Genomic DNA, 14,713 nt, shown 5'->3' on the forward strand with positions numbered 1-14,713 from the left:
TTTATTACTTAAAAAGCATCTTAAACATTACTCTAGCATCATTTAGGGTATTAGTTATGGAAGAACGCTCATTGGGTTGATGGGCAAAACCAAGCAAAGTAGACCAAACAGCTGCCTCAAAGCCCTTTCTTCGCAAAAAGGCAGCTACAGTCCCTCCCCCAACTCCAATACACTTAGCTTTTTTCTTTAACACAGAAAAAATAGCCTTTTTTAAACAAGTTACAACTTCACTCTCTTCAGGAGTAATGGGAGCAGCTTGCTCTTGCATCACTATTTCATACTTAATATTGACCTTTCTCTTTTTTTCCACCTCTTGACCAATTTTTCTTATTTCTTCTAACACATCGTCTAGCTTATATTCAGGTAATACCCTGGAATCTAAATAAAAAATATCCTTACCAGGAATCGTATTTATATTTTCCACGTTAGCTTCTTTTTTGGTGGGGCTAAAAGTAGAGCAATCAGGATCAAACAAAGGATTCTTTAGAGGAAAAATACTTTTTAGCTCTTCTAAGCGCAAAATAAAATCTGCACTGGCTACCAAGGAGTTGATACCCTTATCTGGAACAGAAGCATGGCACTGTTTACCTTCCACAATAATTTTCAACCAAAACATGCTCTTTTCAGCAATTTCAATACTATCTCCTTCTGGAGTACCGTGATCAGGAACTAAGAATAAATCATCCGGCTGAAAAATATCCTGATTTAACAGGTATTGTAAACCATATTTACTACCTGTTTCTTCATCAGCAACAAATAAAAGGCCGAGAGAATAATCAGGAGTTATATCTAGTTCTCTCAATCGTTTTAAAACCAAAAGAGAAGAAACAATCCCCTGATGATTGTCTTCTACTCCTCTTCCATAAATATAGTCCCCATCTACAACAATCTCATAGGGATTACTCTTCCACAAAGATAAATCTCCTGGAGGAACCACATCCAGGTGAGAAAGAATCCAGAGGGTTTTAGAACTTTTTCCAGCATACCTGGCTACAACATTGGGACGCTTTCCACTTGCCACCCTTGTATCAGTAGCCCAATAAATTTGGGGATTAAGACCTAGCTTTTTTAAATAATCAACTAAAAAATAAGCCTTTTCTTCTTCTCCCTGACCACCATTTTCTGGACCCAAAGCAGTTCTTTGCACCAATTCCTGTTGAAGATAAATTACTTCATTTCTGTATTCTAAGATACCTTTATCCATATAGCTTTCCTGTAAAAAACAAAAGGCCCTCTAGAGGGCCTTTTTATTTTTTTATCTTCCCCTAGCAGCTCGCTTCGAAGCCTTTAAGGGGTTAACTTTTACTTGCCCGCTATTATCTACTACAGCCTTTACATGAGTAGCAAAATTACAAGCCTTATGGGCCCATTTAACAGCAGGTTCAGGATAACTCAGACAATACTTATTTCCGTCAAATTCCTTGATTCTTTCACAACCTTCGCATTGCTCTACAACAGGATAACATTGTCCACCTTTATAGGAACACCCTTTATCTGTCATAAAAGCACATTCAAAACCTGGTCTAACAGTAGTGCATTTCATATAAATTCCACCTCCTCAAAAATTATTAACAGGAAGTGCAAGAACTGCAACCTCCAGAAGAATTCATAGGTAAAGCGGATTTAACCACAAAACCCATTTCATTCATATCAACAGTAATTGGAGCTGCGCTATTAAATAAACTCTCTTCCACTAAAAAGGTAAAACCTTCTACCTCAAACACCCTATCATTTTCTCTTTGCTCATCCAGAGCAAGTGCCAATCTTGGCCCACCTCAGCCAGCAGCCATATAAACTCTGATAGGAGCCTTTTCTTGCTCTGCAAAATAACGCTCCAACTGAACCTTTGCCTTTTCAGTCAAATTAAACATATAAAAAACCTCCGAAAAAATTGAAGTCTTATTAACTAAGGTTTGTTTTAGTTTTTGTCAATTTTTAGCTTTAGACAAAATTGAGTTTAACTCTTTACTACTAAAATAAATTGAAATTATATGAAAACAATTACTTGAAATAAAGAAAAAAATTATTAAGGAAAGAGGCATGCAAGCAAAAAAGGTATTTTTCTCCCTTATTCTCTTCTTACTCTTCTTAAATTTTTGCTCTTTCCCTGTGGAGAGTAAAAAACTGCCCAGACTTTTCTTTACCAAAAAAATGGTCATTTCTCAAAAACACTTAATTAAATATAAGGTTAAAAAGGGAGAGTGGTTATATAAAATTTTAAGAGAACAAGGTATACCAGAAAGAAAAATACCACATGTAGTAAAAATTATTAAAAAAATAAATCCTCACATAAAAGACCTTTCAAACCTAAAAGAAAATGACATTTTGCTAATACCTAAAATATATGTAAAATCTAAAAATTATTCATATTTAAAAAAGTATAAGTATAAAAAGTCTTTTTATATTGTAAAAAAAGGAGATAATGTTGTAAATATTTTACGAGACAAAGTTGGTATTCCTAATAATTTGATATTTAACGAATACCTAACAATATTTAAGACTATCAACCCCAATATAGACCCAGACAAATTGGAAGTAGGAGATAAAATAAATCTACCCATACCTCTAAACTTAGCTAAAACATTAAAAACAAAAAGTGCAATTCCGGTCTCTCTTCAACCTCCCAAAACAAAAATAAAAAAAGTTAGTGTTGTAAAGTCTGATAAAAAGAATCTAGAGTTAATATTAAAAGAACTGGGATTCATTATAACTCCTGGTTTAAAGGCCTATTTTCCCAGAACAAATGGAGAATGGGTTTATATTGATTTAAAAGAAAACATTTTGCTTAACACCCCCTGGGGAGATAAAGTCCTTCTAACCCTCAAAAAAAACAAATCCCAAAACAATAATTTTCCCTATACTATTATCAGGCTTCCTTCTTTTAAAATTTCTCAAGCCCTGGATATACTTGCCCTGAAAAATCCAAAGCAAATAAAAATCTGGAAAAGCCAGGATAATTTTATTATAAATAACACGGATTATTCTTTGGAAATAAAAGCCAATAAGTTAGTTAAAATAAATGACAATTTGTATGCAATATTTATTTTAGAAGATAAAATACCAAGCAATATTAACCTGGTGCAATCTTTTTTAAAAAAATTTAATTTAAAAGCTATTTTTCTAAAAAAAGAAAATAAAAAAATAACCAAGATAAACACCAACAATTTTAACTCTAACTATTTATATACACCTTCAGTTAACTCTGAAAATATATTTTCTATTTTAGGGATTAAAGAAAAAAAATTATCTACTTCTATTTCTCTTGACGATTTAAAAAATAATAACATACTAACTAAAGAAAAAATAAGTCTAAATATTTTTCAACAAAAAAATTCATATATAAAACTATATGCTAATGTCTGGAAATCTTCAAATAATGTGTGCATTATAGAAGAAAATAATCCCTTTATCAGCACTTTTTTACTCTTAAATAGCTATAAGGTCTACCTATGGCTATAGACAAAATTTACAAAAAATACGGTTATATAGAAGATAATTCTGCTAACTTAAAAAAAATAAAAGAAATCCTGGAAAATTTTTCCATTGAAGAAATAGAAATAAACAAAAACAGATTAGACTTTTTCTCTTGGGATAATTTTTATTTTGATTTAGAAGATTTACTTAAGTCTCTCAGCCAACACTTAAGTCCTCAGGCTAAAGGTCAGATTGATTATATTGATTATGAAGAATGGAAAATGTTGCGTATCGAAATAAAAAACGGACAAATGAAACAATATCCTATTTATATTGATAAGGCCTTAGAAAATTGTATTCTAGAACACTAAGATATTTTTTGTTGCTCCAGCCAAGACAAAGCTTCTTTTAAGTCAAGAGTTTTTTCATAGATTGCCCGGCCAGTAATTACTCCTTCCAGTCCTTCTTTGCTTAAAGGATAAAGTTTCTTTATATCCTCTAAATTGTGAATGCCTCCTGCCACCAGCACAGGTATAGAAGAAATTTGCAAAACTTTCTTTAAAGCCGAAATATTGGCTCCTGATTGCATCCCATCCCTTAAAATGTCAGTATAAACTAAAAAAGAGGCTCCTTGCTCTATGAGTTCAGGGATTACTTGTTCCACTTTAAGCCCTGTATCTTTAACCCATCCTCTACTCTTAAGAGTTCCCTTTTCTGCATCCAAAGAAACTCCAATTTTACCAGGGAATTTAGCGGTCAGTCGGGCAAACTCTTCGGGATTTTCTAAAGCTAAGGTGCCAATTATAAGCCTTGTAACTCCAGCCTCAAAATAATAAGAGGCAATCTCTATATTGCGTATTCCCCCTCCCAATTGAAGAGGTATCTTTACCTTTTTAGCAATCTCTTGAATCAAAGAAAGGTTTTTAGGCTCTCCAGCAAAAGCTCCATCCAGATCTACCAGATGTAAATATTGAGCGCCTTGACTTTCCCAAAAAGAAGCAACTTCTACAGGATTATCAAAATAAACTGTTTCTTCCTTGGCCCTGCCCTGACGCAAGCGAACACAGCGTCCATCTTTAATATCAATAGCTGGAAAAATAATCATAATCCCATTTCCTCCAATCCCAATTCCATTCCTTCTCTTGCCAACTCCTCAGCCTTAATCCATTTACCTTTGCGGGTAATAAACTTTTTTAAATTAAGTAAATTTTCACTCAAAGAGAGCTGGCGCTCATCAAAATGATAGCGATAAACAATCTTTTTTTCTTTGATATTAAGTAAAAAGAGGTCAAATTCTACAGAAGCAGGCTCCTCTACTCCATATTCTCCCCCCACTCTCTCTTTATATTTATAAATATAAGGAATGAGCAAATAATCACAGGGAACGCATTTACCCACCTGCACCCAGAACTCAAACATGGACAAAGTCTTTTTGCTTTTAATAAGTTCTAAACAAGGTGAGACCAGTTTAAAAGAAATAAAGTTAACTTTTTTTTGAACCAATAAGGATTCTAAATTGCTATTAAGAGTATTTAACACCTTAGAATCAATATCTTTATCCACTGGGTAGTAACCAGCAAGCATTTCCCAGGACCCACTGGGCAGATGAAAAGGAGCAATAGCTAAAGAAAAATTTTTTTCTTCAAATTTATAAATAGGTTTAGAAGAAGTACATCCTAATAAAAAAAGAAAAAAGATTATAAATATTTTTTTTATTCTCAATCTAAGCTCCCTTTAGTACTGCTAATTTGATTTGACACTAAAGTTAAGGCTTCTCTCATAGCAAGTCCTAAAGATTTAAAAGCAGCCTCTAAAAGATGATGTCCATTGGAACCATAGTGAAAAATAAGGTGTAAATTAAACCTGGCGCTAAAACTAAGACTTTTAAAAAACTCTCTAAACACATCTTTTTCTTCCCCAAAAACCAGAGCAGGAACTTGGGAAAACCCCTTACAGACCAAAAAAGGTCTTCCAGAAATATCCACGATACTCTCTACCAAAGCTTCGTCCATAGGAACCTTGGCCTGACCTACCCTAAGTATCCCTTTTCTATCTTGCCAGGCCTTATCCAAACAACTTCCCAGAGATAAGCCAATATCTTCTATGGTGTGATGTGCATCCACTTCTAAATCACCCTGGGCTTCTACCTTTAAATCCCACGAAGCCCAAAAAGCCAGAAGTTCCAGCATGTGGTCCAAATAGCCAAGTCCGGTACTAACTCTTATCTCTCTTTGTCCATCAAGGTTTAAAAAAACCTTTACCCTGGTTTCCTTGGTATTACGCTCAAAACTTGCCTGACGCATTAGTTTTCTCCTGCTTTGCTAGGTAAGTCTTCTTTGGCTCGCTTTTCTTTTTTACCAAAAAAATAAGCAATCCATACTCCCAGTTCATATAAAATAATCAAAGGTCCTGCCATTAATGTTTGGGTCACCACATCTGGAGGAGTCAAGATAGCAGAAACTACAAAAGCAATTAAAATGGCATATTTCCTCTTCTTTCTAAGCCCACTACTGGTGACCATTCCCAATCTGGCCAAAAAGAAAATAAAAAGAGGTAGTTCAAAGATAAGACCAAAGGCAAAAAGCAATTTTACACAAAAACTAAAATACTCCCGCAAGGTAGGCATGGGACGGATGAGTTCAGTGGCAAAGCCCATAAAAAACTGAAATCCAAAAGGAAATACTATAAAATACCCAAAAAGAGCCCCTATGATAAAAAAGATACCAGAAAAAAAGGCTATAGGTAAAAGATACTTGCGCTCATTTTCATAAAGACCAGGAGCTATAAATTGCCATAGTTGATAAAAAATATAAGGAGAAACAGCAAAAATTCCTGTAACCAGAGAAACTTTCAGATAAGTAAAAAAGGCTTCTGGGAGAGAAGTAAAAATCAAAGTACTATTGGGCGGAAGAACTCTTACCAAGGGTTGCATTAAAAGATTAAAGACCTCTTTAGAAAAGGCATAACTACCTAAAAATCCCACCACAATGGCAATAATACAACGAACTAACCTTTGCCTTAGTTCTTCTAAATGTTCAGTAAAGGTCATTTCTGTCCCTTCAGAAGAAGGAACCTCTTGTTCTGCCTGGGCGTCTTGTCCCTCGTTTTTTAATTCTTCACTCATTTAGGCTTTTGACTCCTCGTTTGTGCTCTTAGAACTGGAAATCTCTTCTTTCTCTGGATTTTCTTCCTGTATTGTTTTACTTTCCAGTTCCTTTTTTGCTTCTTCAGCTGCCTTTTTTTCTTCTTCTTTTTCTATTTCCTGTTCAATTGTTCTTTTTACATCTGTAGAAACCTTTTTGAACTCAGCCATAGCCTTACCCAAGGTCCTGGCAATTTCAGGCAATTTAGAAGGACCAATAACAATCAAAGCAACTACTAGAATGACTAAAAGCTCAGTTGAACCTATTCCAAACATTTAGGCCACCTTATTACTCCCATTCAATGGTGCTAGGAGGTTTAGAAGAAATATCAAAGACTACCCTATTTACGCCCTTAACTTCATTAATAATCCTATTGGAAATACGTGCCAATAATTCTGAAGGAAGTCTAGACCAATCTGCAGTCATGGCATCTATACTATCTACAACCCGTAAAGCCACTACATGCTCATAAGTTCTTTCATCACCCATGACACCCACGGTTTTTAAAGGCAGTAAAACAGCAAAACCCTGCCATACCTTTCTGTACCAATCAGCTTCTAAAAGTTCATTTTGTACGATTTTATCTGCCTGCCTTAAAATCTCTAAACGTTCTGGAGTAATCTCTCCCACAATCCTTATAGCCAAACCAGGACCAGGAAAAGGATGACGCCAGATGATAAAATCAGGTAATCCCAGCTCTATACCCACTTTTCTCACTTCATCTTTAAATAATTCCCTTAAAGGCTCTATGAGCTTTAAGTCCATTTTCTCTGGCAGTCCACCCACATTGTGATGGCTTTTAATTACAGCAGAAGGACCTTTATAGGAGATACTTTCTATAACATCTGGATAAAGGGTGCCCTGAGCTAACCACTTTACACCTTCTATTTTTTTAGCTTCTTGCTCAAAAACTTCTATAAAAGTATGGCCAATAATTTTTCTTTTTTCCTCTGGATCAGTAACACCTTTTAAACGATTTAAAAACAAATCCTGTGCTTGAACATAATGTAAATTTAAATCAAAGTGCTTTCTAAGATAAGATACAACTTCTTCACCTTCATTCAAACGTAAAAGTCCATTATCTACAAAAATACAATGTAATTTATGACCCAAAGCTTTGTTGAGCAAAACAGCTACTACAGTAGAATCAACTCCTCCACTTAAAGCACAAACTACTTTATCTTCTCCCACCTGGACTTTTACTTCTTCCAAAACATTATCAATAAAAGAACTCATTGACCAGGAAGGTTCAAGCCTGGCAATTTGAAACAGAAAATTGGCAATAATTTGTTTACCAAAATCCGTATGCACCACTTCTGGATGAAACTGTAAGGCATAAATATTTTTTTCTCGAGCCCCAATAGCAGCAAACTCTATGCTCTCGGTTTTGGCCAGTACTTCAAAGCCTTGAGGAATTTCTAAAACAGTATCGCCATGGGACATCCAAACTGTAAATTCTTTATGATCAGGCCAAATACCCTCCCATAAAGGAGAAGAAGTCAAAAGTTCTAAAGAACTCCTACCATATTCTCTTACCTTTGCAGGCTCTACCTTACCACCTAAAAGATAGCTTATTAACTGCATTCCATAGCAAATTCCCAGAATAGGCAACCCCAAGTCAAATATGGCAGGGTCTATTTTGGGACTATTTTCCTGAACAACACTGGCAGGCCCTCCAGACAAAATAATAGCCTGGGGATTTATGGCTTTTATCTCCTCCAAACTAATATTACATGGATGTATTTCTGAATACACCCCTTCTTCTCGTACCCTTCTGGCAATTAACTGGGTATATTGAGAACCAAAATCTAAAATAAGGACTTTATCTCCTGTAAACATAAAAAACCTCTAATAATTTTCTATTCTATAATTGGGAGCTTCTTTGGTAATAATTACATCGTGCACATGACTTTCTTTTAAACCAGAATTTGTTATTTGTACCATTCTACTCTTAGTCTGCAACTCTTTAATATTTTTACATCCCAGATATCCCATACCAGAACGAAGACCACCAATCAATTGATAAATAGTTTCACTAACAGGACCTTTAAAAGGAACGCGACCTACAATTCCTTCCGGGACAAGTTTATGTGAACTATCCTGAAAATAACGGTCTGAACTACCAGCTTTCATAGCATCTATAGAGCCCATACCTCTATAAATTTTATATGTCCTTCCCTGATATAGTACAGTTTCTCCAGGGCTTTCTTCTGTACCAGCAAGCATACTACCCATCATTACTGAATCAGCACCAACAGCAATGGCTTTAACAATATCTCCAGAAAACTTAATTCCACCGTCAGCAATAAGACATTTATCCTTTTCTCTACAAGCTTTTACTGCTTCCATAATAGCTGTAATTTGGGGTACCCCCACCCCTGTAACTACTCTGGTAGTACAAATAGAACCAGGCCCAATTCCCACTTTTACTGCATCAGCTCCAGCTTCAATTAAGGCTTTAGCACCTTCATAGGTGGCAATATTACCAGCTACAATCTGGCAATGGGGAAAAGCACTCCTAATGCTTCTTACTGTATCCAGTACATTTTTGGAATGCCCATGAGCTGAATCCACCACAATAAAGTCAACTCCTGCTCTAAGTAAAGCCTCTACCCTTTCTTCTCTATCTTTACCCACTCCTACAGCTGCGCCCACTCTAAGCCTACCAAACACATCTTTACAGGCATTGGGATACTTTCTTACCTTTTCAATATCTTTTATAGTAATAAGACCTTTTAACTTATTTTCTTTATCCACTACCAATAATTTTTCTACTTTTTTCTTCTGCAATATCTTTTTAGCATCTTCCAAAGTGGTTCCCACTGGAACAGTAATTAAATTTTCTTTAGTCATTACCTCTTTTACTTTGGTGCGCAAGTCTTCTACAAAACGAACATCCCTATTGGTAACAATCCCTTTTAAGGTATCTCCTTCTACAACAGGAAGTCCAGAAATTCTGTATTCAGACATTAATTCCAGAACATAGGCCACACTATCTTCAGGACTAACAGTCACAGGGTCCAAAATCATCCCACTTTCTGATTTCTTTACCTTTTCAACTTCCAGTCTCTGACGCTCAATGGTCATATTTTTATGAATAACTCCCACTCCTCCAGCTCTAGCCATGGAAATAGCCATCCTGGCCTCAGTTACTGTATCCATAGCTGCGCTTAAAAGAGGAATATTAAGCTCTATCTCAGGAGTAAGCCTAGTCTTCAAATCAACCTGGTCTGGCAAGACCTCAGAATAAGCAGGCAGAAGCAATACATCATCAAAAGTTAAACCAGTGCCCACTATTTTTTCCATATTACCTCCTAAAAATTATAAGCCCAGATAAGCTTTCTTTACATCTTCATTGGTTAATAAATTGGCTGCACTATCTTCCATTACAATCCGTCCATTTTCCATCACATACCCTTTATGAGCAATCTTTAAAGCCTGGTGGGCATTTTGCTCTACCAGGAAAATGGTCGTTCCCTGCTTGTTAATCTTTTCAATAATTTTAAATATTTGCTTAATCACCAGAGGAGCCAAACCCAAAGAAGGCTCATCCAAAAGAAGCACTTTTGGTCTTGCCATAAGCGCTCTGGAAATGGCCAGCATTTGCTGCTCTCCACCACTTAAAGTCCCACCCAGTTGATTTTTTCTCTCTGCCAAAATGGGAAAAAGGTCAAAAATATAATCCAAATCTCTTTTTATCTCTGCTTTATCCTTACGCAAATAAGCTCCCATATCCAAGTTTTCCATTACTGTCATGCGTGGGAAAATAAGCCTTCCCTCTGGAACTTGAATAATACCTTTGGCCACAATCTGATCTGGAGACAGCTTGTGAATAGGCTCTCCTTGAAACCAGATTTCTCCCTTTTTAGCAGGAACAATACCACAAATAGACATAAGAGTAGTGGTTTTACCTGCTCCATTAGCTCCAATTAAAGTTACAATTTCTCCCTCTTGTACAGATAAAGACACCTCGTGTAAGGCCTGAATTTTTCCGTAAAAAGTGCAAACACCTTTAAGCTCAAGCATCATGATCCTCACCTAAATAAGCTTTTATCACTCTTTCATCTTCTTTAATCTCTTGAGGAGTTCCCTTTGCCAAAAGCCTACCGTACTCCATCACATAAACCACATCTGAGATATTCATTACCAGTTTCATATCATGTTCAATCAGCAAAATAGCTATCTTTTCTTGGTCACGAATCTGCTCAATCAATCCTTCTAGTTCTTTTGTCTCCTGAGGATTCATCCCTGCTGCAGGTTCGTCTAAGAGTAACAAACTGGGTTCTGAGGCCAGAGCTCTGGCAATTTCCAATCTTCGCTGTGCACCATAGGGCAAGTTGGAAGCCAACTCATTAACAAACTTTTCCAAACGCATCTTTTTCAAAATCTCATAACTAACTTCTATAGTTTCTTTTTCTTCTTCTTTAGTTCGCCTGTCCCGAAAAAGTGCTCCAAAAATCCAGGATTTTGTCCTGGTGTGTCTTCCAATCATAACATTTTCTAAAACGGTCATATTGGGGAAAAGTCTTATATTTTGAAAAGTCCTGGCCAATCCCAGCTCTGTAACTTTATTGGGTTTATAACCATTAACTCTTTTTTTTCTACCTTTACGGTCTAAAATAAAAACATCTCCCTCTGTAGGTTCATAAATACCAGTAACGCAATTAAAAAAGGTGGTTTTACCCGCACCATTAGGACCAATTAAAGCTACAATTTGCTCTGGATAAACTTCCAAATCAATATGGTCCAAAGCTCTTAACCCACCAAAATCCTTACATAGTTCTCTTACTTCTAAGATTGCTTCAGCCATAACTTCCTTTCTACCTCTCCTTTAAATCATAAACATACTTACGCCTAACACTGGGAATAAGTCCTTGAGGTCTAAACACCATCACCAAAACCATTGCCGCTCCAAAAAGAAGCATTCTATATTCAGAAAAGGCTCGTAAATACTCAGGCAACAAAATCATTAAAAAGGCAGCCAAAATAACTCCTACAATGGAGCCCATACCTCCTAAAACCACTATGGAAAGAATAATGGCAGACTCTAAAAAAGTAAAACTGGCAGGGTTAATAAAAGTGGTTTTAGCCGCAAAAATTACTCCTGCAAAACCAGCCCAGGTAGCTCCCAGAGCAAAGGCAGCCAGCTTGGTTTTCATTCTATCTATGCCCATGGCTTCACAGGCCACTTCATCTTCCCTTAAGGCCAGCCAGGCTCTACCCAGACGAGAATTCTGCAACCTGTTTACCACAAAAATGGTTATAATGGCCATTAAGATCATCAAATAATAAATATAAATGGTGGCTTCTTCCACTCCCAACTTCATACCAAAAAACCCAGGGCGGGGAATATTGGCAATACCACTGGGTCCAAAGGAAAATTCATTCCAGTTTTCCAAAATCAACCTGATAATCTCACCAAATCCCAGAGTAACAATAGCCAAATAATCTCCTCTAAGCCTTAAAACTGGAATACCCAGAAGAATACCAAAGATAGCAGCTAAAAGCCCACCTAAAGGCAATACGGTCCAAAAGCCTAAGTGATAGTGATAATTTAAAAGGGCATAGGCATAAGCACCCACGGCATAAAAGGCTACATATCCTAAATCCAAAAGACCAGCTATACCCACTACAATATTTAACCCTAACCCCAACACTACGTAAATAAGAGCTGAGATCATAATATTAGTTTGATAAGTGGAAACTATCCAGGGAAAAATTAATAAAAATAAAAATACTAAAGCATAAATTGGTCTACTATACTTAGGAGTAGCAATAATTTTTTGTACAAAGGTCAAGCCTTCTTCTTTGCTTTCTTCTTTTTTACTTCCTTCTTCTTTTCTTTTAATTAAAAATCTCCAGATAAAAGAAAGAAAAAAAGAAGCTAACCCTACATATAAAAGATTTGCCCATCTCCACTGGACAGTTTTTTCTACGGTATCAACTCGAATCACCATAATGGGAAAGGTTAAAAACATAAACCAAAGGGAAACCTGTAAAGACTTAATTATCTCTCTCATCGCTTATCTATCCTTAAACTTTCTGAGTATTGGTTCTGCCTAAAATACCTGCAGGCCTAAAAATAAGAATTATAACCAACAGACAAAAGGCAAATACATCTTCATAATCACTGGAAACATAACCAGTAGCAAAACTTTCTGTCCAGCCCAAAACCAAACCACCCAACACAGCTCCCGGAATAGAACCAATTCCACCCAAAACAGCAGCAGTAAAAGCTTTAATACCGGCAATAAATCCTATATAAAAATTTATTTGTCCTATATGGGAAGCGATAAGTACACCACCTAAGGCAGCTAAAGCTGAACCAATAATAAAGGTAACTGAAATGACTCTATCCACATTAACGCCACACAATAGAGCCATTTTTCTATCTTGAGCAGTAGCTCGCATGGCTTTTCCAATCTTAGTAAACTTAATAAAAAGGCTTAGAATAACCATAGCAATAGCCGTTACTACAATGATTACCAATTCTGAGGACCCCATAATATGGGCCACAGGCTCCATAAATTCAAATTCTGGAATCAAACTGGGGAAAGGAACAAAGTCAGAAGTTTGGGCTAGCAAAACATAATTTTGTAAAAATATGGACATACCTATAGCACTAATCAAAGGAGAAAGCCTTGGGGCATTACGTAATGGCTTATAGGCAATCTTTTCCACTGTATAACCATACGCTGCAGAATAAAACATGGAGATGATAATAGCCAGAATTAAAATAGAAATTAGATTAAGCCCCAATAAAGAACATACTCCAGCTACAATAAGAGCTGTAAAAGCTCCTATCATATAAATTTCACCATGGGCAAAGTTAATGAGTTCGATAATTCCATAGACCATGGTATAACCAAGCGCAATCAAAGCATAAATACTTCCTCGAGTTAAGCCGCCAAAAAATAACTCCAAAAAATAATCCATGGTAATCTGCCTCTTTACAAAAGGATTTTCTGAAAATCCAAAGTAGGCGTTAATTCACACCTACCCTTTAGATTAAAGAATTAAATAACACTTTAACTTATTTGGATAATTCTACAAACTTGCCATTTTGAACTTGATAAACAGAAAAACCTACGCCTTCAGCATCACCTTTTTCATCAAATCTAATTTTACCCAAAGGAGTTTCTACATATTCAGTTCTCAAAACCTTTACAATATCTTCATATTTGGTGGAGCCAGCTTTTTCAATGGCGTTTAACATACATTGAGCTGCAGCATAAGCATTAAAGAAAAAGGCTCCAGGAGCAGTGCCATAAGCCTTTCTATGCTCTTCTTCAGCCTGTTTGTACAAAGGATTAGCAGAAACATCCTTAGGACCAGTGGCATATACACCTTCAGCATACTTACCAGCTACTTTAATAAAGGTATCATCCTTTACTCCATCATCAGAGACAAAAGGAATTTTCATTCTTTTCTTACGCATGGTAGTTACAATCTTAGAAGCTTCAGGATGATAACCACCAAAAACAACCACATCAGCTCCAGACCTTCTAACCTTTTGCACTACTGCAGAGTAGTCCACAGCACCAGGAGTAACTCCTTCAAAGAGAACCACTTTAGCTCCACCCATTTGTTCAATAAATTGTTTTACATAAGTAGCATAACCCTTTCCATAGTCACCCTTATCATGGATAATAGCTACTTTTTTTAGTTTGAGTTTTTTAATAATAAACTCTGCAGCTAATTTCCCCTGAGCATCATCAGAGGCAATAGTCCTGAAAAAATTGGGATAATCGCCACTTTGAGTCAAAGGAGGATTGGTGGCAGAAGGAGACATAACAACAATTTTAGCTTCCTTATAAATAGGTAAAGCAGCTTTTGTAGCTCCACTACAAATGTGTCCCAGAACAATTACAGCTCCATCAGAAACCATCTTGGTGGCAACATTAGTAGCCAGCTCAGGTTTACACTGATCATCGCCCTTAATAATCTCAATCTTTTTACCCAAAAGACCACCTTTGGCATTATACTTTTGCGCTACCAATTCAGCTGCATTCACAGATGGAAGACCATAGGAAGCCAGGTCTCCAGAGTGAGCGCCAGCCACCCCAAATTTAAGGGTTTCAGCAGCCCAAAGCATAGATGCGCTTAAAAAAATAGTCACACTTACCAAAGACAACACTTTCCAAAGTTTACCCATA

Annotated in this window: 17 protein-coding genes; 2 read left to right on the forward strand and 15 right to left on the reverse strand. The window is 36.3% G+C overall.

The genetic code is table 11. The features are described 5' to 3' along the window. Window positions 1-4 precede the first annotated feature (4 nt). The 3 genes from ACTCIM_RS01685 to ACTCIM_RS01695 are packed head-to-tail and all read right to left on the reverse strand — an operon-like array spanning window position 5 to window position 1,871. The gene (locus ACTCIM_RS01685) at window positions 5-1,204 is read right to left on the reverse strand and encodes a M20 family metallo-hydrolase (protein ID WP_029968893.1); all 1,200 of its coding nucleotides are present in this window, start codon (window positions 1,202-1,204) and stop codon (window positions 5-7) included. A gap of 51 nt (window positions 1,205-1,255) precedes the next feature. After that, a complete protein-coding gene (locus tag ACTCIM_RS01690; RefSeq protein WP_029968895.1) occupies window positions 1,256-1,543 on the reverse strand; it encodes a PxxKW family cysteine-rich protein in 288 nt (95 codons plus the stop codon). 25 nt (window positions 1,544-1,568) lie between these two features. After that, window positions 1,569-1,871, reverse strand: coding sequence for an IscA/HesB family protein (locus ACTCIM_RS01695; RefSeq protein WP_464279959.1), 303 nt, complete (start codon window positions 1,869-1,871; stop codon window positions 1,569-1,571). Window positions 1,872-2,040: 169 nt separating this feature from the next. Between ACTCIM_RS01695 and ACTCIM_RS01700 the strand changes: the two genes are divergently transcribed. Beyond that, window positions 2,041-3,459: a hypothetical protein gene (locus ACTCIM_RS01700; RefSeq protein WP_472313493.1), complete on the forward strand. Its 1,419-nt coding sequence runs from the start codon at window positions 2,041-2,043 to the stop codon at window positions 3,457-3,459. Further along, on the forward strand, window positions 3,450-3,785 hold the full coding sequence (locus ACTCIM_RS01705) for a hypothetical protein (protein WP_472313496.1): 336 nt from the start codon (window positions 3,450-3,452) through the stop codon (window positions 3,783-3,785). The genes ACTCIM_RS01700 and ACTCIM_RS01705 overlap by 10 nt, the downstream gene beginning before the upstream one ends. Here the strand turns inward: ACTCIM_RS01705 and hisA are convergent. From hisA to ACTCIM_RS01765, 12 genes are all read right to left on the reverse strand, one after another. Then, window positions 3,782-4,519: a 1-(5-phosphoribosyl)-5-[(5-phosphoribosylamino)methylideneamino]imidazole-4-carboxamide isomerase gene (gene hisA / locus ACTCIM_RS01710; protein WP_472313498.1), complete on the reverse strand. Its 738-nt coding sequence runs from the start codon at window positions 4,517-4,519 to the stop codon at window positions 3,782-3,784. The two genes, ACTCIM_RS01705 and hisA, sit on opposite strands and share 4 nt — an antisense overlap. Beyond that, window positions 4,516-5,136 (reverse strand): hypothetical protein, encoded by a 621-nt coding sequence (locus ACTCIM_RS01715; protein ID WP_464279961.1) that lies wholly within the window; start codon window positions 5,134-5,136, stop codon window positions 4,516-4,518. Before ACTCIM_RS01715 ends, hisA begins: the two co-directional genes overlap by 4 nt. Next, complete coding sequence (gene hisB / locus ACTCIM_RS01720) at window positions 5,133-5,717, reverse strand: imidazoleglycerol-phosphate dehydratase HisB (RefSeq protein ID WP_464279962.1); 585 nt, start codon at window positions 5,715-5,717, stop codon at window positions 5,133-5,135. Before hisB ends, ACTCIM_RS01715 begins: the two co-directional genes overlap by 4 nt. After that, window positions 5,717-6,463 (reverse strand): twin-arginine translocase subunit TatC, encoded by a 747-nt coding sequence (tatC, locus tag ACTCIM_RS01725; RefSeq protein ID WP_472313617.1) that lies wholly within the window; start codon window positions 6,461-6,463, stop codon window positions 5,717-5,719. Before tatC ends, hisB begins: the two co-directional genes overlap by 1 nt. Before the next feature lie 75 nt (window positions 6,464-6,538). Next, window positions 6,539-6,832 (reverse strand): Sec-independent protein translocase protein TatB, encoded by a 294-nt coding sequence (tatB, locus tag ACTCIM_RS01730; protein ID WP_472313500.1) that lies wholly within the window; start codon window positions 6,830-6,832, stop codon window positions 6,539-6,541. 13 nt (window positions 6,833-6,845) lie between these two features. Then, the gene (gene guaA / locus ACTCIM_RS01735; protein ID WP_464279964.1) at window positions 6,846-8,396 is read right to left on the reverse strand and encodes a glutamine-hydrolyzing GMP synthase; all 1,551 of its coding nucleotides are present in this window, start codon (window positions 8,394-8,396) and stop codon (window positions 6,846-6,848) included. A gap of 9 nt (window positions 8,397-8,405) precedes the next feature. Continuing rightward, window positions 8,406-9,863, reverse strand: a complete 1,458-nt coding sequence (gene guaB, locus ACTCIM_RS01740) for an IMP dehydrogenase (RefSeq protein WP_029966313.1) — start codon at window positions 9,861-9,863, stop codon at window positions 8,406-8,408. 15 nt (window positions 9,864-9,878) lie between these two features. After that, window positions 9,879-10,583, reverse strand: a complete 705-nt coding sequence (locus ACTCIM_RS01745; protein WP_029966317.1) for an ABC transporter ATP-binding protein — start codon at window positions 10,581-10,583, stop codon at window positions 9,879-9,881. Continuing rightward, on the reverse strand, window positions 10,576-11,367 hold the full coding sequence (locus ACTCIM_RS01750; RefSeq protein ID WP_029966319.1) for an ATP-binding cassette domain-containing protein: 792 nt from the start codon (window positions 11,365-11,367) through the stop codon (window positions 10,576-10,578). The genes ACTCIM_RS01745 and ACTCIM_RS01750 overlap by 8 nt, the downstream gene beginning before the upstream one ends. 10 nt (window positions 11,368-11,377) lie before the next feature. Next, window positions 11,378-12,577, reverse strand: a complete 1,200-nt coding sequence (locus ACTCIM_RS01755) for an ABC transporter permease subunit (protein ID WP_472313503.1) — start codon at window positions 12,575-12,577, stop codon at window positions 11,378-11,380. Window positions 12,578-12,590: 13 nt separating this feature from the next. Beyond that, window positions 12,591-13,493 (reverse strand): branched-chain amino acid ABC transporter permease, encoded by a 903-nt coding sequence (locus ACTCIM_RS01760; protein WP_472313504.1) that lies wholly within the window; start codon window positions 13,491-13,493, stop codon window positions 12,591-12,593. Between the two features lie 97 nt (window positions 13,494-13,590). After that, window positions 13,591-14,712 carry a branched-chain amino acid ABC transporter substrate-binding protein gene (locus ACTCIM_RS01765; protein ID WP_472313505.1) on the reverse strand — a complete coding sequence of 374 codons (1,122 nt, stop codon included), beginning with the start codon at window positions 14,710-14,712 and terminating at the stop codon, window positions 13,591-13,593. Between the last annotated feature and the right edge of the window lies 1 nt (window position 14,713).

The sequence above is a fragment of the Desulfonauticus sp. genome, assembly GCF_055126295.1.